This is a genomic window from Sideroxydans sp., from assembly GCF_054604835.1.
Genome location: NZ_JBTSFG010000008.1, coordinates 45,675 through 64,429 on the forward strand (window position 1 = coordinate 45,675; position 18,755 = coordinate 64,429).

Genomic DNA, 18,755 nt, shown 5'->3' on the forward strand with positions numbered 1-18,755 from the left:
TGTTTAGGGCTAGCTCAATATGCCCCCCCACCGGATACATTCAGCCCCGTGCGCAGCAAGCTGATGACATGACGCGCAATTGCCTCAGGATCTTCATGCTGCCGCTGGTAATCCGGCAAGAAACGTAGCATTGACTGTGTTTCAAACGGATAGGCAGCCAAACCGATTATCGAAACGACCAGCATATGGGTGTCATGATTTGGGGAAAGTTCGCCTGCAATACTTCGCAGTGCGTTGAATAGGTCCAGGAAGACACAGTCCGCTAGTTTTTTTTGACGAATCTCATCGCTGTCTAATAGCACCCATTGCATCAGGCGCCTAAAGTCTTTCTCCTTGGCGAGCATGCGCGTGAACCAAGCGATGAAGGCTTCGAGCCTAACCCAGGGGTTTTCTTCACCGGTCAGAAGAGATTTCAAAGATCCCGCCTTTTCTTCGAATGCATATCTGACTACATCCAGATAGAGCTGCTCCTTGTCGGAAAAGTGGTAGTAGAGTGCAGCGGGGGTGAGTCGCACTGCAACGGCAACATCGCGCATGGAAACCCCGTCGTAGCCGTGCTGGGCGAAGAGCGATGCCGATAGTCCGAGAATGTCTTCCCTCGTCCTTCTTTTTGGAATAGATTGGATCATCGGATTATCCATGGCCAAATATCACCCCATAACTAAACGAACGTTTAGTAAATTATGGGCGCTGACTTTTAACAAGTCAATTTTTCGCTCGAAAGTACAGGGGATCCTGATGGGACTGAATATCAATGCCCCAAGCAACATACTTGTCCTTCAAGTTCTTTAGCTATTGCCCGTCGCAACGAGTAAGCTGCATGGCAAATGGTCTAACAATTTGGCATCGAGATTTATCCGGATCACGGTGAAGATCAAATAACGCTAATCAAAAACGCTGACATCGTCATGTATTACGCCAAGGCGTCCGGGCACAACACTGCGAAAATTTATCAGCACAACATGCTGAAGCCTTCCTGCTATTTCCGAAAAACTGTAGTGCCCACATAGCGGAAGTTCTGAACACAAACTTTAAAGGCCGCTTCAGCCACTTCGGTTTATGTCTGCTTTTGAATGCGGAAGTTCTAATCTCTTCGGGCGCGCCAGACACGACGACTCTAGGCCCTAGGAGTGCACGGAAGATACCCTTGAGTTAATTGAGAAATTCTACATAGCCCGAAACGAATGCACGCCGCTGGTTAAGATCGATTCCTTCCAACTCATTGCTATGGACTGCTAAACATCGCGCAACCTAGCACTCTCGTTCAAAATCTCTGCCCACTCTGCATCGGTGAAGACGCGCGAGCGTGTGTGAAAAACTTTCCCTTCAGGTCCTTCAAGCGAGAACGTGCTGCCACGTCCTTCGATTACATCGATGATGAGTTGGTGGCGTCTAGGTCGGATTCATCCTTGCAAAATCTGGTCAGCACACCGTCCACCACTGCATCCATATCCAGATCAGCGAGACCTGTATTTTCAATCATGACAACCTCACATCTATTGCATACACATCGACCAGCTCCGCGCCGAAGTGCGGATGTGCGATCTGCCGCTTCACAAACCCGCGCCACGGACGCACCAGACGGCGCTCAGAATCGTCTTTCGCTGGATACCCAAGGGTCAACACCACTCTGTCATACTCGCGACCTTCAAGCCGCTTTGCCCAATACGGCGTACACAGCCGAAACTCTTCCGGCTTCTCTCCGGCCTTGATCTGTTCGAAGTATTCACGCTTGAGCGGCAGTACCAGGTCAGCCATCAGTACACCTCAACCTTTATCCCCAAGAATTCGCCTCATTGCCCACCACATCAGCGGGTGCACGCGCCGGTTGTTGCCAGATTCAAGTGGTGATTCCCACTTTTTGACCGTGTTGATAGTCGTCATCCAGCGCTCTGCCGCTTCTGTCTGTGTCAGGCCGTGGCGCTCGCGCAAGGCGACCACCTCTTCCGGTAGAGGCTGGGGATAGGAAACTTTGTCTTGGCTCATCGCGGTTTTCAGATTTATCGCCGTGCGTTATTCAAAAGTTCAGCTAGGGCCATCGCGTACAACTCTTTGTCGGCCAGCGAGTCGAATTTCCCAGTTACCTGAAGACGGACAGCATGTTCGTAATCGTCGCTCTCAATATAAGTTTTTGTGCCTGCATCGGGCGGCGTAGTCACCACGCGAAATCGACCTTTGTCAAGATGCTCTTCGTACATAGTCAGTCGTCAATCCCGGGGTTGTTGATTACGCCGACTGCTGGTTGTCCAAGAATATTGAAGGACAACGGAGACGCTGCCACCAGATCTTTCACCCGCCTATGTATTTCTTGCCTTGTGGGCGCGCTAAATCCTTTCTTGCGCAGGCAACTTGCAAATGTGCGTTCTATTTGCAAATCGCCATGTGCAAAAAAGAGGCTGTAAGCCTGGCCATCAAATATCAACTCGTCCCCTTTGGCGGAAAGCGTCAATGGCGGGATCACTTCGCGACTTGCCATCCCAAGTGATGTTCTTAGCGCTTTGCGGTGCTGGCGTTGCGCAGAAGTTCGAAAATCGGAAAAAGATGAACAACCTTGTACGAATTTCTGGAATCACGCCACTTGAGACCATGGAGTTGCCGGCTGAGCTAAATGGCCAGAACGGCCTCAACCGGGCTGTTGGCAACCGCCCTCAGATCGCGGCGCAGAATGACATCGACGCAATCAAGGCCTGGCTGGCACGGTACATTGACACCAAAACGACCTTGGACAGCTATCGTAAGGAAGCCGAGCGGCTGTTGTTGTGGTCTGTAATCGAGCTGACTAAGCCCTTATCGTCACTAACGCATGAAGACCTGTTGGTATACCAGCGATTCCTGGTGGATCCGCATCCAGCGGAACGATGGGTTATGACTGCCGGGCGTAAATGGGCGCGCAATCATCCTGAATGGCGCCCTTTCGTTGGTCCTCTTTCCAGTACCAGCCAGCGCCAAGCCGTGGTTATTTTGAATGCGATGTTCGCATGGCTTGTGACCGCCGGATATTTGGTGGGCAATCCGCTGTCTTTATCTCGGCAGCGGCAACGCAAAGCCAAGCCGAGGGTGACGCGCTTCTTGGATGAAACCCTCTGGCAGGAGGTCAAATCGACCATCGAGCAAATGCCGAAAGAGACCGGTCGCGAACGCGAACACTACTTCAGGGTGAGGTGGTTGTTTTCCTTGTTCTATATCTGTGGCGTCCGAATTTCAGAAGTTACCAAAAATACGATGGCAGGATTCTTCTGTCGCCGCGACAAGGGTGAGGAACGGTGGTGGCTGGAGATTACGGGAAAGGGTGACAAGACGCGCATCGTGCCAGCAACCAATGAATTGATGCTCGAACTTTCTCGCTATCGGCGCGAAAAGGGTCATGCGCCCCTCCCCCTTCCTGGAGAAACCACTCCCCTCCTCCTGCCGATTGGCACGCAGCAGCGAGCTTTGACCCGAAGTGCGGTGCACCAGATTGTCAAAGAAGTGTTCGATCAGACTGCAGGCCGTCTACGTGAACGCGGCCCAGAATATCAATCTAGGGCTGCCGAAATAGAAATGGCATCGGCGCATTGGATGCGACACACCGCCGCTTCAAATATGACAAGCGAGGATATGGACCTCAAACATGTACGAGACAATCTGGGCCATGAGTCGATTGCCACAACAAGCAAATACCTTCACTCGGAGGATGATCTACGGCACAAAGAGACGGAAGAGAAACATCGGCTTCGGTGGTAGGAACCTATTCTGGTAACAACAATACACAGGGGTCGACCTTGGGGGTTAAGATTGTTGTAGCAAGTTTGGCGCGCGTCACACTGACACGGAAATTCTGCCGAGCTTGATCATTAATCATAGCTCGATCGTTACCACGCACGATACGGTCAGAATTCGCCACGATTTCCCCTTTGACAATGCGTGGCCACCCTTCGAAGATTATTACCTCGTCGAATTGTTTTCCTTTTGCCTTATGCATGTTCATCACCACAACGCCAGTTTCGGGCTTAGCTTTTGTGGAGAAATGTTCCTTCACAAATGAATGCTGGACAATTGCCAGCGCATTTGTATAGGAACCGTGGTCACGCCAGTCCTGCGAAAGCTCCTGTCGTAGCTGCGTTCCACGCTCCAAAAGGCGAATATTCTTAACTTCATCCGCAATTCCTTTCAGCCTCGGGCACGTTCCGCTTTCGAGTATACGTCGCATATTCCGCCAATCGCTGTCAGGATCTCCTGTGAGGGTGAGAGCTCGAGCCTGGTTATAGACGGCCAGCATGGCAACCAAGATACTATTCCCTCTCATCTCTTTTCCCGCAACCTGACGAGCGCACCATTCATCGTAGGCTTTCTTAATATTTGCGGCCTCACCTAAATCGCTTTTTGTTGGGGAATCACCTCCTTTGCCGTGGAAGTAATTGCGCAGTAGGGCAATAAACTGCTCGAAATGGCGCCCGTCAATATCCGGCTGCATTAAGAAAGAGATTACTTCGGCCCCGAGAATTGCAGCCTCCAATTCGATGGCAGCGACGTGCGGAATTTCCACCATCCCAGCTGGTGGGGTCCGAAGGGTATCTGATACAAGCCGAGTCATTTTCTTTGTTGGCACGAGTATCGCTACGGACCAATCCTTACGACCAGTATCAACCAGCCTCTTCCGCACCGTATACGTGGCAGTAACCAATGAAGTTAAAGCCTGTCCAGCGTTTGCTTCGTACGTATTGAAATGGATCCCGTTGTAGGCGTTTTGCCGAAACTTCCCAGTTAACAGATCGTTGCCAAAGGCAGCTATTTCGGTTCCACCACTACGATGATTATCCGTACTCAGGTCCACATCTGTTGGCGCGAACGCTGTCCTGAAATGGTTTAGGCGTTCTGGATCTGCTCCGATCCAGTCATAGATGCGCTGTTCAGGGTCGGCGAGAGCTACCAAGGTGCAATGCTCTCCCAGCGCTTGTACTACGCGCCACTGTTCGGCATTCGTATCCTGAAATTCATCAAAGATGATGATTGGATACATTGAGGCAATCAGCCTTCGAACGCGCTCGCTCCCATGAAGAATATCTCCTACATAGGACGCAAAGAGATCGAAGCAGACGCGGCCCTCAATGCGCGCAAGTCTTACACGCTCAGCTTCCTCTGTTGCCTTCTTCTGAGCTTTCTCGGCATCTGTCAGCTTTGAGTTGGCGGCGTACCCACTGCGTATAGTCGAAAGCGAGATCGCCTCGCTTGGCGGCGTGTGAATAAAGAGCCGTCTTGGCAAGCCGATTAGATACCCGTGTGTTTTCAAAATTCGCCAGAAGAAAGAGTGGTACGTTTCTACGTCGATCCGTCTTTTCTGCTCACGCGGGATATGCTGTTCGTACTCGATAGCTTCAACAACCCTTGAAACGGTCGCACGAGCGAAGCTAAGAAATAGTATCTTTTGACCCGGAAGTAGGTCGCATTCAGCGAATTGCGCGGCTTTTAGAATGGCGACAGTTGTCTTGCCAGAACCGGGCCCGCCTGTGACAAGGAGGTGCCCAGCCGCATCCATGATCTCTAACTGCTTCTTAGTGAGTTTCATCCGCGCTTGATTACAATTCCACTTCTGTAGCTACGGGCGCCACGGCCCCGTCAAAAGTGACTGGATCGGCTGGCTCAGGCGCGCAAGATTCCTTCAATGAAATGCAAACTACTCGAAGCCACTCAGGGATCTCCGCCTCGCTACACTGTGAAAGAAAATCAGCAACTCCCCAACTTGCTTTTGCCCACCCGAAATACTCGCTCAAAGCCACTTTCGCTTGGCCCTCCGGGGTTGGGTACTTAGCTTTGAGGTGTGGGGGCCAATCGATGAGTTGCGCGAATCGCTTTAGTGCCTCTTCGGTGGTGTTCGTCAGAATGAGGTCCTCGAAGCCAATTTTATCGTGCATAAATAGCGTTTCTACTTGAGCCTCAATGAGCGCTTTGTGGTCTTCGGCTTGCTTATCACAAATGGCAAAAGTCCGTTTGCCAAGGTCTCGATAGAGTTTGGCCAAATCAGGAATGTTCTTCTCTCCGCCGGCGTCGATTGTACAAATACCCAGAGCCTCCAATGGTGCATACGCGCTGGGATTCAATTCCGCCAGACGCCGACACACAACAGGAAGCGAGTCAGCTTCCGTCGCTCCTTCGGCGATAAGAATGCGACGTGCCAGCAAACCTTCACAGAAGCGGGTACGAAATTCCTGGCGATAGCGCTTTGGCTTCACGCTTTCTGGCAACGTAATTTCAAACTGTCCAAGGTTTCCTTGCATGTCCCGAGTTAGAACGACGGTCTCGTCAGGTGCGAATTCTTCAAGAACATAGGGCGAGTGAGATGTGAAAATGGTCTGCGAGGCTAATTTTCGAATTTCGTGAACGATTCGCTTCTGGGCATAGGGCGGAATGGCCGTCTCCGGTTCCTCCATCGCGAATATGACATTCTGCTTGTCTTCCGCGATCTGGGACAACATCGCCAAGACCAGCATGTTTATAGTTCCTGTGCCTTGCCGGTAGAACGGAGCAGCGTGCTTCCCCTCACCCGTGGCAATAAATGCGGTGATTACTTTCCGTAAGTGTTCCCGTGTTAGCGTCGACACTTTTAGATGCGGCTCGATACCCCATTCCTTCGGTACGTATTTCTTAAGGGCTTTGTTGATGCTCTCTAGTACTCCCGAAATACCTAACTCAGGGGCACTCGCAACTGAATAGTTGGCCAGTGTATTTATTGTGTCTTCCCACATCTGCGGCCTGACTTCTTTGAGACGCAGAATGATATCGAGCAGACTACCGCGTTCCAGGCTCAATGCACGTGAACCTGTTCGCAAGGTGCGCAAATAGAGAAAGCCACAAATCTGCTTGTCTTTCTTAGAGAAAGCGATGGGCGCCTCGCCTTCCGATAGACTGCGCGTGAAAAATGTTTTCCCTTCGAAATCGTCCTCTTCTGGGTCGTACGATCCGAGGAAAGTGACGCGCAATGCTTCTGTGATAGATGTGGCATCAACGCCGGCCGGGGGCGGCTGATCGTAGAGTTTGCTAGTCTTCGTATCCCAGAACTCTATGTAATCTCCAAACTTTGCCTTCTGCTCCTCGGACAAGTCGGCTATGATTACTTCGATCTCGATCCGAGGTACTTCAGTCGCACTGTGTTCAGCGACCCCCTTACCTACTTCATCAGCGTCAGTAGAAACAGCGGCTAGCGCTACAACTTCTTGGTCCTTCGAAAGATGCTCACCTTCAACCCCGTTTGTGCTGGGAGCGTCAGCGATGTACCGGCCTTGGTAAAAGTCATGCTCATCGATGGGCGGCATGCGATTCAGGCGATCGGGCCCCAACACCAGATCTAGTGCCTCAAGAATCGTAGTTTTACCCGTATTATTGTCGCCAATTAGAACCGCGTGCTTCGGAAGTAGCAATGACGCGGAGTGAATCCCTCGGAAATTTGTTATCGCTATACGACATACCTTCATGGGATTCCCCTTTCTATGTTCATCTTCATGGTTGCATCATTTGCATACACATACATGTTTGAAGTCACAGGATGAAATCCATAGACCTCTCGGACAAGGTATCCGTCCTGGATGTAAAATGAACTTGTGCTCGGTAGGACTTCTTTGGAAATCGGAATCAATGCGTTTGGATTTAGGAAAAGAGTTACACCTTCCGACCAAGACTCCCGTGGCGCTGACTGGGAACCTACACGGTACCGAAATTCCTTCACTGATGGCTCTGTCTTAGATTGGACGGCGTAGTACATTCCTTCTCGTATTGCTGTTATCTCTTCACTGCGTTCAAGAGGTGTGGCTAAGCGAAAGAAGCGAGGGACAGTGAAGGCATTGCAATACAACACTGCGCTGACTGATTTTGAACTCTGGAGAGAGAAAAATCCTGTCGTTGTTTCTTGTATTCCATATAGACAATCGACCAAAGCATCATCTGTGTAAAAGATAGAACCCGCCTCAAAGAAAGGTGCAACCATTAGTACAAGCGGTTTTCCTGCGCATTGAGGAAGTTTGTCATATTGACGATTCACTTTCTTCTTGAGTATCGAAATCATTCGATTAGGAAACTCTACGTTTACCTTCGCCGCAATCTCCTCTTCCGATAAATCTGCCAACATCCGTAACGATATGTCTGCAGACTGATCGTCAGATGGATTGGAGGTGGTTACCTCGATGGCCAAGCTAAATCCATCTCGCGACGCCAAAAAATCGGGGGATGAGTAAGTTCTATTCGGAACAAAGCCACCACTCTCGAGATAGGCGAAACATGCAATTTCAAACAAATGTGAATGGAATCCATCAGTTTGAAATTTGCGGATGAAGTCCTTTCCGTGAAGTCCCATTCGCTGGTACAGAGTATTGATTAGCAATCTAGCTTCGGAATGAAAAGGCGAATCTCGAAGATCTCGAAACTGACGATGCAGCCTATTTTCGGCTGCTACGGATTGGAATATGTCATTTGATATGGACACTGGGATTTTTCTCTAATCGCAAAGCTAAACTGAGATCAAGTGACGTGCTGCATCCCTCGCCCCTTCCAAATCAAGACAAAGAGAAGCAAAAGATCGCCGTGCCATAACATCGGGCATGGCCCAATCCCACTTCTCCCGAATGATATTGTTGGCGTTAGCGAGAAGTTCAATAGGGTCTAGCTCCTCAAGCTGTGCGATTTCTTCAAGCACGTCGAGGACTCTCTCCCTTGCACCGCCAGAAACATTAATGACCAATCCCTCGTTGCTTGCAGTCAAGCGATGCTGTGTGAGCAGTAGTGCGAGCGCATCATTAACCCAGTCTCCTCGCCAGGTCAGGAGTTGAACATCAGAGCCCCGTTGGATCAACTGGATATTGTCTAAGCCCGCTCGTTTGTAATAACTCCGCGCCTCATCCAATAGACTGAGTGCCCCTTGGTCAAGGAACCGCACCGAGGTTTCCTCAGCTAGAACCAACCGCATTTCATGCCGAACTCGATCATGAACCATCGAACCACCACCCTCGAAGGCTGGCGGCGCACCTCCCCGATCCGGGGCGACGACAATGAGTTTTTTCTCTGAATCAACATCAATGACACGCCAGCGGCGTCCCGCAAAAATGATGCACTGTTTTGGTAACAGAGGTCGACTTACGGGCAGTGAGCCCAGCACCCTACCCTCACACACCAAGCGAAATTCCTCTTCACTGGAGAATGCAGCAAAGAATTCATAATGATTAACGAGTTTCTCGCCAAGCTCACCATGAAGGAGAGACCCTGAACTATCTTGAGTCAGCAACTGTCGCTCACCCATGTGTTTTAACAGAAGAACAAACTCGTTCCTAGTTAATCCTTCAAACGGACTACCTGAGGCCGCCAAGGTTGACCATAATTGGCCGGCACTTGCCCCACCTCTTTCTGCAATAATTGATAGGATTTGTTGGATCAAAGTTGAGCCATGTAGGCCACCAATTCGCGGCGGCTCAAACCACCCAGCTATCAACAATCGAATCATCGCTACTGATTGAACTAGCCCTTCGCGTAAGCAGTCCGAAATGCCTGAGTTAGACTGAAGTTCTGGCTCGATGCAGTAGGCCCTAAGAATTGCCGCCTCCCCTTTTCTGCGTCCAGAACGCCCAAGCCTTTGGCGGAGACTTGCCACGGATGGTGAAGCTCCAACCTGACAAATACTTTTGACCGAACCAATATCAATACCGAGCTCAAGCGTTGTTGTGCAAACTGCCGTAGCCGGGCGAGTACCCTCCTTTAGAGCTTGCTCAGCCTCTTCCCTAAACTCTTTGGACAAGCTTCCATGATGCGCCCAAAATTCGTTTGGAACAGAGTCACGCTCACAGCTTCTGCGCAACAAGTCTGTGAATATCTCAACCTTCTGCCGGCTATTCGGAAATACCAAATTATTTGAGCCACGCAACACCTTGTAGAGATTCGCAGCTACATCGACGACACTTCCAGAGACGACATCCTCCATTTCTGGATTATCTAAATCTGGATTGGACTCAATACGTGGCGGCTTTGCCAGGTACCCTTTCAGAAGTACTTTCAACTCCTGACCACTTCCCTTCGTCTCAATAAGTTCCACTTGATCAGCATCAGACGGCCTAAGAAAACGGGCTGCCAACCTCATATCACCCAAAGTAGCCGATAGCCCGACGCGAGGCACACGGCGACCAGCAATTTGCTCTAGCCGGTGAAGCAGTGATTGAAGTTGTTTACCTCGTTCTGAACCGATGAACGCATGCAATTCGTCGACCACCACATAGCGGAGGTTCGCCATAAGGCCTGGCATCGTTGTACCACGCATCACAAATAGTGCCTCAAGCGATTCAGGCGTAATCAGCAAGATGCCATTGGGATTCTTAAGGAAGTGTTTCTTATGGCTGGAGGCAATATCGCCATGCCAACCGGTAACAGGGATTTCGAGTGACTCACATAAGCCGCTAAGTCGGCTCCATTGGTCGTTGATTAACGCTTTCAGAGGACTGATGTAAAGCACGGTGCCGATGTCAGGTGCTTTGCTCAGTAAATGCGTCAGAATAGGGAAGAAGGCCGCCTCAGTTTTACCTGCCGCAGTTGCGGCAGCCACAATTACATCGCGGTCAGCGTTTATCAAGGCGGGTATGGCTCGCTCTTGAGCATCCCGCAATTCGGTCCAACCCTCATTCCAAATCCAGCGTTGAATTTGTCCGTTTAGCTGGGTAAAACCTTGGGAGTCAGAGTTGGAAGCTGGCAAGTTCGTCGTCATGATCAACCGCAAGATCGGCTGCTGCCCCGTCATCAACCGTTACTTCGGTCGCGCCAATCAGTTCCTTCCAATCAGCACCAGGATTTTGCTCCAAGACAGCTAGGAGGTTAATAAATGCGGTTATCGTAGTCCGAGGGGTGCGGAAATAAGCTTCACCTAAACGCTTGGAGCAATGCTCCATGAATATCGGAATAGCTTCGTCCGGCAGAAGGAACTTGGCAACGTCCCCTGAAGCATAAACATGCCTCAGCTTATGAAGCAACACGTAGAAGTCCTCTGGTGTTAAACCGGCCAAGCGCATGACCGGCCCTGAGTAATCTACCATCCCGTCTCTGGCGAAGGTATTTTCTGAAAGTCGCGACTGCAGCGCGACGTAGCTATAAAGACCCCGGCGAGTATCCATGAGAAATTCAGGTGTGCCACCGAGCACAAAACCCAACCCTTCGGCAGAGCCCTGTAAAGAGTCATTCAGAATACGAAGAATCTGCTCATAGTTTGAATTACGAGCCTGCGTATTCGCTAGCTTGTACAGGTTAACCAGTTCATCGAGACAGACCATCAGACCACTATAGCCGGCCAGACGGACAAATCGTGCGAGTAACTTGAGTTGGTCATATACCGACGCGTCGTCAACTATGGTTCGAACCCCTAGTGCGGCACGAGCATCTGTCTTGGTCGAAAATTCGCCGCGAAGCCAGCGAATCGCATCTGCCTTCAACTGTTCATTTCCTTCCTCGAACCCTCGGCAGTATGCGGCTATGACTTCCGCAAAATCGTAGCCATTTACCATCTCCATCAGATGCTCTAACCGCTGCTTTATAAGCACCTCAGTTGTTGTCCCATTCGCCTTGGCATCTGATATTGCTTGCGCCACAAACTTTTCAACTACTCCGGACAGAGCTCCACCATCAGGTTTAGTACGTGTTGCCATGTTCTTGGTCAGCTCTGCGTAAAGTGAGCGGGCCTGGCCTCCTGAGGCGTGCAGTCTTCGATCAGGATTGAGGTCGGCATACATGGTGACCAGCTTCTTCTCAAGAGCAATAGAGCGCACCAGGTTCAAGAAGAACGTCTTGCCGGATCCATATTCGCCAATCACAACGCGAAAACCAGAGCCGCAATCAGCGATTCGCTCCACGTCCTTCATTAGTGCCTCGAGCTCTTTGACGCGCCCCACCTGTACGAGGTGTTGCCCTGATCGTGGGACCACCCCAGCTCGTAGGGATTGAATTACTGCATCACGGTCTTTTGCTCGGATGGTACTCATAAGGGTAGTTGCTCCACTAGTTCTCGATTAATTTCTATGGGGTCATCGCCCTCGGTCAAAGGTGTTTCGAACATATCCAGCATCATTTCGTTTATATGTTCCAGCGTGCCGTCTAGCATCAATTCCATATCGGCCGCCACATCGTTCAAATCAGATTTAGGCCAACTGTACCGTGAAACCAAACGTCGAACAAAGGCGGAATGTTCAGCATTCAGGCCAAGTATGCCCGCAGGTGCATCAGAAGATTCGTCAATGGTGACATCCACTGAATCTGGTTCGCTATGCTGTTCTTCAGTAAATACACCGGCCAGCAATGCGGACACTTCCTCTGTTTCTTTCTGCAGTTGGGCAATGCGCTCCGCATTGAGGGCAAATCCGGTCGTCGACTTGGGTTTCTGTGTGCCGCTGAATGTAGATAAAACTCCCTTCCCGCCTGGATCGGGCACAACATGAAGATCAGAATACAGCAGCTGTGTATCGAGACTCAGTGTCACGTAGACTCGCTCCAGGAATTTGACTTCCTCGGGAGTAACCTGCCCGTCCGACTGGGTGAGATGAGCCAAGAAGCGCCCAACGGATCGTTTGGCCTCAACCGGCAACGGTTCCATTTTCTTCTTAAGAGAAGAAAGGGGTAAGGGCTGATCCATACCTAAGCGCAAATGAGCTTTAAGGCGCTTTCGATGAGCGTCACTGAGATGTGCCCATGAATCGATTTGACGGGTTAAATGCAGCATCTCGTGTGTTGAAAACGCGCCATCGGCAAGCGCAGCCCCGCATGCCAAGTCCAAAGTGACCACAGCGGCAGCATAAGCCGGAGCATTGCGCGCAGCGCTATCCTCGGACGGGGTGGCAAAAAGCGCAATTTTGTCTTCCGCCTTGGGAGTCTTGTAGCCAGCCAGCACATCTGGTTCAAGCCCCAAGTGTAGGCTTCCAAGGGCGCGCGCTAAGCCCAGAACTTTTTCGCGCGATAGCCCCCCAGCGCTCTTGAGGCGGCCAGAAAGCTCGCCAAAGGACATCAGCAGAAGTCCATCTCCGACTTGAATCTTGATATCCTCTAACTCTGCGCGTACAGCAGCCGGCCATAGTGAAACGGGGAGCTGCAATAGAGCATCAAGAGTCTCCGCTTTGTCTGGATTGCGCCCTAGATACCGGCTGTAGGAATCAAGCTCCGCTGTGCATTCATCCACAATTTGCTGCAACTTGGTTACGGGAGTTTTTGCAGCCGACACATCTGGTAGGTCAGCAATTGAATGGGAGAAGTCGCTATAGCTTAGCCCGGAAGATGCTGGATGATAGGAAATCCTGAGCTTGGTCCGATTGACTTTTAGCGTTAAGCCTTCACCACAAGATTCGACATACTTTTTCTTAAACAGCACTGCAAACAAGTCGGCGCATCGAGTCACGGGAGTTCTGCGCACAATAGTTGGATCAGAAAGCGCCCATGCAAGTGCCCAATCGGCAGGAACTGGCTTTTTGTCGACTGCCAACTGACCCAATCCAACACGTAGACGGAAAGGTAATTCGAAGCAGCTATCGGGAACGCTTGGCGGCGCTGCCAAATATTCTTTCTCAGCCCAGTGAGAAAAAGTGACGTAGTCCAGCAGTTGAGTAGCGTAACGGCGGAACGAGTGATTTTCCCCGTAAATTTCTAGCAATCGCTGAATTTCAGTCTTGATTAATGGGAGCTCTGCACGAGCATCAGTCTCTGTCTGCGCATCCACCAAGGCTCTTCGTTCTAGACCATAGAAGAACAAAAATACATATCCAATATTAGCTAGTGGCGCTTGTCTGCCGCCAGCAAGCCAACGTAGATACGCTTTCCTTGCATCGGGAGTTATCGTTGCATAGCTCGGCCAGTAACCAGTTAGGGGCAACGAGATATCAATTTCTGCAGAAGTAACCTTGAGATTTGGGTCAATAAGTGCTGGATCAGCATCCTGAAAGCCTCTACTTGGGGCGGTACTGACATACAACATTCCGCGTGCAATTCCTATTCCCGCAACCGTCGTGGTTTGTCCAGGCGGAACCCACTTTGCGTTTTCGAGAGGTCCAGAGCGAGTCATAGGAATCGAATACTCTCTACCTGATCTGCCATCGCTGAAAGTGATCGTTACTAAGTCATCGACATTTTCTCCAACCGTCGAAGATCGGGAAGTTGATGGTCTGGTGTTTCGCTGACTAGATTGAGACGAGGAATCATCGGACAAGGAAGAAACACCAGTACTGCTTGGAGACATAAAGAAATACCGTATACCCAACACGGCGAGCGCCAAGATGACTAGTCCAACCCACACCTCTCTTGGAATAGAAATCAGAAGCCAAATGACGACGACTATTCCTATAAGCAAAGGGCTCCCTGAGCTTTTCTTTCCCACAATATTTCCCCTTTACTCACATTTCCAACGATGCTACCACGAAGGATATTCAAGACATATATGCCGTTTGGCCTATATCCATATGGGACCGCAAGACTTTTCGACCAACAGGATCGTTGCCTCCCAAAATGGTAAAGGTCAGACCAATCCCGTGGTTCTGGTTAGTGCAACTGGATCGAACACCCCGCATTTTGGGCTGCGGTATATCCCCGCCCCTTAAACTTTTCGCAGGTGCTGATCAACTGTTTCAGGATGTCGACCTGCAGCGACCGACGTCTTTCAGGCGTCTCCTGGAGCGAAATCTCCTGAATGTGCTTTTCCGCCTCTGCTTGCACCTCGTGCAATCCCGAAATGAATTCAGATGCTGCGTAAGTAGCCTCCACATCGGTCATTAAGGTCAGTGATAACAACCTCACTTCTTCCTTGTCCAAGAGGAGGAAACCGTCCCGATATTTCATAGCAAACCCTTATCCAGAAGTAATCGTAAATCGATGCATATGGCGAACAACAGGTTCTTACCCTTGGTCAGCCCAGCGTGCAGCCTGATGAGTATTCTCAATGTAGTTCAGCTGTCCTATGGCTTTTGCAATGAAGGATACCTCTTTGCGTATCGGGATAAGTTCCTCCTCAATACGGGTGACCATATCCACCTCCCAATATTGGGCGCGCTTTAGCAACGTATCCATATTGTAGCCATGTTTGTTTTTTGGCTTGATGATGACCTTCTTATCCATACGGCGGGTCTTTGCCGCATTCGCTCCATACCAGCGTATTTCAAACCAGGTGATGGTAAGCGTGTTATCGCGTGCCCGGGGTTTAGCGTACAGAATGCTCCTTTCCGCCCAGGTCCTTCGCTTGTTCTCAGCCATGACAAATTCAAAGTGCTGATCGCACAATGATTCTGCCATTCTCATCAGATCGCCCAAACGAAAGCGAAGACTGTCCAGCGCCTCCTCGACGCTTGGTGATTTTCTGTTCAAATTATTCATCGAATTTTCCTCGTATGCGGAATTTTTGTCCGCGTCTTTGGATGCTGCTTTCACCCAGCATTACCTCTGAGCGGAAATAGGAGAAACCGCACGGCGCAAATGCATGTGATTTCATGTGCGGAAGATGAGTCTGCAAATGCGCCGCGTGATTTTCATCGGCATTTGAAGCCAAGCTACTTCTGCCGTGCTGGAGTTGCTCTGTGGGGCAACTGATCGTGTTGCGATTCATCAGATGCGCTGGGGGTGTGCTGAGGAACATCTGAAACCGCCACTTGGCCGAGCAAATTCCCATGAGTTGCGCTGGAGTTGTTCCGTGGCACCACTAATTTCTTCGAGGTGTTTTCAGATGAGCTGCCGGCGCGCTGGAGAGCGCCTGGCGATTTATCAGCTTCCAGCCCCAGCCTGACCAAGGATTTCAGATCTTTCCGCACACTGAGTTGGTCTGCAGCCACAACGAAGCGATGAATATTATTCGTCTCACCCGGATTGCTGTTGAGTGACTCATGTATCCAGATCACCTCATCATTTCTGTCTTCAGAAATCCAATTCAGCGAGTCTTGCTTCATCACTGTATTGATAAGCGTGCTTGAAATGGTGACGTGCCTTTTCCCTCGTCCCTCTTGCCAATGAATGAGGTAATTCCCAACATCATTCTGTATTGACCAGTCATAAAGCCCGTCCAAGTATGGGCTCCACTTCAGTTCTTGCTGACAATCAGTAACAGTTATGTCTGTGACAATTTTTCCCAGATCATGACCAATACCTGCAATGAATACAGCGAATATCCAGCGTGGATCTATGATGCCTCCTTGCTGAGGAATAACCACTTCGCGAGCTCTTTCTCCTTCGGCCAGCTGCACGGCCCACAATCCGACTTCAAGCGAATGCCTTAACAGACCACCTTTCGCTCGATGGTGATGCGTTGCGGATGCAGGTAATAGCTGAACCATATTCGCCAGACGCAACATCGCGGGGAGATAGTGTTCATCAAACAATTGTCGATTTGAAACAATTTCCATTAGTGAATCGACAATATCTCGATTACGCTCAAGCAGAATTTCCGGCTTGCACACAGGGGTTCCGAAATCAACAGGCGGATAACGCGGGATCAGCAAATAATTATGTTCCTTCAAAGTTTCTGGGGGCTGCGACGGCGCGGAAAGAAACCCGATTTTTTTTAAGAAATTTAGCAGGGGTATCATTTCAAATCCCCCAGCCTACTGCTCATGAATACACTTTGCTCAACAGGAATGCGGTCCAGCACGACATTGAGAGGCAGTAATTTCCCAGAAAACTGCTTTTCAAAGATCGCATCATCATTGACAGCCTCAATGCCCTTCATTCGCTCTTTGGCAACTCCAATTCCTCGCTCAGGAATAAATGATCCATTCGCAGCCCGCTCTGCCACGCCTCTCAGGAATCCAACCGGATTACTGATTTCCCGATGAGCCATTGCACCTACTAGCTCATCCAGAATTGCTTGCCATTGAGCCGGGGCGGCCCCGCTACTAGCCAGAACCGAATTAATGGACTCGCGCTCATGTTGAGAAATTGCAGATGGAAATACCAAAGCAACTTCCCCTGCCACTTGCTGCCGGGTCGCTCCAATTGGCTTCTTGGGCTTTCTCACCGTGGTAGTAGTTGAAATTGAAGTTGCAGATGGTGTTGTTGTTGAGAAGCAGGCCGATGATTTTTCAGAAACTATTCTTTTTATGATGCTTGAGCGGATTTTCTCGATCTCTCGTTCAAGGATCTTTTTTGACTGAGGTGTTTTAAAGCGGTGGAATCTGAACCAACCATCAAGTGCCAGCTCGACCGTGTGCGCATCAAAAAATACCAAACCAGCTTGCTCGAGATTGCTTATTCCAGTTTCAGTTGACTCTGGCGATATACCGATAGACGCCGCAAAAGGGCAAAGCGGAAGTTCGCCATATCCTGCACAACTCATCCAAGGCGCGAACCAAAGTGCCGAAAAGATCAACTTTTCCTCCGGCAATCTGCGCGCAACTCGGGGCCAATTCAGCAAGTTCGTCGGAACAAGGGAGCTTTCTCTCATGATGCACTCCCATGAGATTCTGGCGCCCGCTTACGAGGGCGGCCGCGCTTGCTGACCGCTGAAGGTGCAATACTCTGCGCCTGAGCTGGAATAGTCTCTCCCCTAACGTATGCCTCAACATCTGCACGGCGAAGTAACCGCCTGCCGCATAGAAGTGTCGTCGGTATCGGAAATATTCCTTTAAAAATGTGATTGCGAATCGTTTGTGGAGCAATGCGCAGCAAGTGTGCTGCCTCGGGTATGGTCAAGAAAAGTGTGGTATCCATTTTGCGTATTCCATAGGAAATGAAACAACCCAAAGGAAGTACAGCGCAAGCAGACGGGGCTGATAATCGTCACGCTTTAAGCGCGACGAAGGATAGGAGTGGGGATTAAACGGGCGAACAGGGAGGGGTGAACGATGCCTAGAGCGACTCTAACTCGAACGACAGCCTGGATAGATTGAATCTCCATGCGCTGAAGCAGTACATTCAAGAAATTCATCATGGCATGGATTGTCGAGATATATTGATACCCGACTCGGCCAGAACCGATCCATCTCAGGGCAGCCGATATCATGGCGGTCTTGAATTTCTTGTAGCAAGCCGCACCAGTCGAAAAAAGCCCTAGGCATAGAGCAAAGTCCAGAGCCTGGTCGAGCACTAACTGCCAAGTTGCATCGATCAGAGAAAAATTCATGAACAGGGCATTTGCGACCAGCAGTACTACAAAGGGCATGAATCCCAATAAAGGTAATACTTCAATGCGAATGCGCCGCCAGCACTCACCTGGCAGTGCATCAAAGATTTTTACATCTAAGGCTTTTTGCAAAAGATTCATGCAACAACTCTAATTCAACACCATCTTAAAACACAAGTATTTTTTCATCAGATTGCGAAGATATTTTTAAAAAAAACAAGGCGGTAAATGGAAGTAAATATAAGTAAATGCGCGTGAGAAATTTCAGGAGCGGAATGCTATCTAGTCACGGAAATTCGATTACATAATTTAAAAGTTTGCCAGCCATGCCATCTATTTCTGCACCTCGGCCTTAAGAGACAGCCGTCATGTTTTGGAATCAGGCTGCTTAGCTGCCCAGAGCAGACATCAGCGTGAAAGTAATTGGCAATCGGAGTGGGACGTGCGGCCCGTACACTGCATAAAAAGCTAATAAAACAATTCAGTGCAGCCTAATAAATTGCTCAGCCCTAGTTCTCGACTAGTGCACCTTCCACGCAAATTTCGATGTTAAAAGAGGAAAAAATATAGGGTATCCGGATTTTCCGGTGGGTGGTTCTTGCTGTTGACGTGAGAAGCGTTGTGAAATATTCTACCTACTACAAAAGTAGTAATGGAGATTGACATGGGTATGCCTGTAAGA

Annotated in this window: 18 protein-coding genes; 1 reads left to right on the plus strand and 17 read right to left on the minus strand. The window is 49.9% G+C overall.

Going from position 1 to position 18,755, the window contains the following annotated elements; translation table 11 throughout:
* Positions 1 to 14: 14 nt before the first annotated feature.
* The 5 genes from ACYCZ5_RS12590 to ACYCZ5_RS12610 form a co-directional block, all read right to left on the minus strand.
* The gene (locus ACYCZ5_RS12590; RefSeq protein WP_461545153.1) at positions 15 to 641 is read right to left on the minus strand and encodes a TetR/AcrR family transcriptional regulator; all 627 of its coding nucleotides are present in this window, start codon (positions 639 to 641) and stop codon (positions 15 to 17) included.
* A 594-nt stretch (positions 642 to 1,235) separates the two neighbouring features.
* Positions 1,236 to 1,403: a DUF779 domain-containing protein gene (locus ACYCZ5_RS12595; protein ID WP_461545170.1), complete on the minus strand. Its 168-nt coding sequence runs from the start codon at positions 1,401 to 1,403 to the stop codon at positions 1,236 to 1,238.
* 76 nt (positions 1,404 to 1,479) lie between these two features.
* Positions 1,480 to 1,758 carry a hypothetical protein gene (locus ACYCZ5_RS12600; RefSeq protein WP_461545154.1) on the minus strand — a complete coding sequence of 93 codons (279 nt, stop codon included), beginning with the start codon at positions 1,756 to 1,758 and terminating at the stop codon, positions 1,480 to 1,482.
* Between the two features lie 9 nt (positions 1,759 to 1,767).
* A complete protein-coding gene (locus tag ACYCZ5_RS12605) occupies positions 1,768 to 1,986 on the minus strand; it encodes a helix-turn-helix domain-containing protein (RefSeq protein ID WP_461545155.1) in 219 nt (72 codons plus the stop codon).
* Between the two features lie 214 nt (positions 1,987 to 2,200).
* Positions 2,201 to 2,476, minus strand: coding sequence for a hypothetical protein (locus ACYCZ5_RS12610; protein ID WP_461545156.1), 276 nt, complete (start codon positions 2,474 to 2,476; stop codon positions 2,201 to 2,203).
* 65 nt (positions 2,477 to 2,541) lie between these two features.
* Here ACYCZ5_RS12610 and ACYCZ5_RS12615 point away from each other — a divergent pair, with 65 nt between their 5' ends.
* Complete coding sequence (locus ACYCZ5_RS12615) at positions 2,542 to 3,723, plus strand: tyrosine-type recombinase/integrase (protein WP_461545157.1); 1,182 nt, start codon at positions 2,542 to 2,544, stop codon at positions 3,721 to 3,723.
* Between the two features lie 4 nt (positions 3,724 to 3,727).
* Here the strand turns inward: ACYCZ5_RS12615 and ACYCZ5_RS12620 are convergent, their stop codons facing one another.
* The 12 genes from ACYCZ5_RS12620 to ACYCZ5_RS12675 form a co-directional block, all read right to left on the minus strand.
* Positions 3,728 to 5,545, minus strand: coding sequence for a UvrD-helicase domain-containing protein (locus ACYCZ5_RS12620; protein ID WP_461545158.1), 1,818 nt, complete (start codon positions 5,543 to 5,545; stop codon positions 3,728 to 3,730).
* Between the two features lie 10 nt (positions 5,546 to 5,555).
* Positions 5,556 to 7,448, minus strand: a complete 1,893-nt coding sequence (locus ACYCZ5_RS12625; protein WP_461545159.1) for an ATP-dependent nuclease — start codon at positions 7,446 to 7,448, stop codon at positions 5,556 to 5,558.
* Positions 7,445 to 8,161 carry a hypothetical protein gene (locus tag ACYCZ5_RS12630; protein WP_461545160.1) on the minus strand — a complete coding sequence of 239 codons (717 nt, stop codon included), beginning with the start codon at positions 8,159 to 8,161 and terminating at the stop codon, positions 7,445 to 7,447. Before ACYCZ5_RS12630 ends, ACYCZ5_RS12625 begins: the two co-directional genes overlap by 4 nt.
* A 315-nt stretch (positions 8,162 to 8,476) precedes the next feature.
* Positions 8,477 to 10,711 carry a DEAD/DEAH box helicase gene (locus ACYCZ5_RS12635; RefSeq protein ID WP_461545161.1) on the minus strand — a complete coding sequence of 745 codons (2,235 nt, stop codon included), beginning with the start codon at positions 10,709 to 10,711 and terminating at the stop codon, positions 8,477 to 8,479.
* Positions 10,680 to 11,975, minus strand: a complete 1,296-nt coding sequence (locus tag ACYCZ5_RS12640; RefSeq protein WP_461545162.1) for an ATP-binding protein — start codon at positions 11,973 to 11,975, stop codon at positions 10,680 to 10,682. Before ACYCZ5_RS12640 ends, ACYCZ5_RS12635 begins: the two co-directional genes overlap by 32 nt.
* On the minus strand, positions 11,972 to 14,350 hold the full coding sequence (locus ACYCZ5_RS12645) for a tellurite resistance TerB family protein (protein WP_461545163.1): 2,379 nt from the start codon (positions 14,348 to 14,350) through the stop codon (positions 11,972 to 11,974). Before ACYCZ5_RS12645 ends, ACYCZ5_RS12640 begins: the two co-directional genes overlap by 4 nt.
* Positions 14,351 to 14,511: 161 nt before the next feature.
* Positions 14,512 to 14,808 (minus strand): hypothetical protein, encoded by a 297-nt coding sequence (locus ACYCZ5_RS12650; protein WP_461545164.1) that lies wholly within the window; start codon positions 14,806 to 14,808, stop codon positions 14,512 to 14,514.
* A gap of 57 nt (positions 14,809 to 14,865) precedes the next feature.
* Complete coding sequence (gene mobI / locus ACYCZ5_RS12655) at positions 14,866 to 15,339, minus strand: conjugative transfer protein MobI(A/C) (protein WP_461545165.1); 474 nt, start codon at positions 15,337 to 15,339, stop codon at positions 14,866 to 14,868.
* 173 nt (positions 15,340 to 15,512) lie between these two features.
* A complete protein-coding gene (locus tag ACYCZ5_RS12660) occupies positions 15,513 to 16,541 on the minus strand; it encodes a TraI domain-containing protein (RefSeq protein ID WP_461545166.1) in 1,029 nt (342 codons plus the stop codon).
* Positions 16,538 to 17,395: a hypothetical protein gene (locus ACYCZ5_RS12665; RefSeq protein WP_461545167.1), complete on the minus strand. Its 858-nt coding sequence runs from the start codon at positions 17,393 to 17,395 to the stop codon at positions 16,538 to 16,540. Before ACYCZ5_RS12665 ends, ACYCZ5_RS12660 begins: the two co-directional genes overlap by 4 nt.
* A complete protein-coding gene (locus ACYCZ5_RS12670; protein WP_461545168.1) occupies positions 17,392 to 17,661 on the minus strand; it encodes a helix-turn-helix domain-containing protein in 270 nt (89 codons plus the stop codon). Before ACYCZ5_RS12670 ends, ACYCZ5_RS12665 begins: the two co-directional genes overlap by 4 nt.
* Before the next feature lie 76 nt (positions 17,662 to 17,737).
* A complete protein-coding gene (locus tag ACYCZ5_RS12675; RefSeq protein ID WP_461545169.1) occupies positions 17,738 to 18,214 on the minus strand; it encodes a hypothetical protein in 477 nt (158 codons plus the stop codon).
* Positions 18,215 to 18,755: the final 541 nt, after the last annotated feature.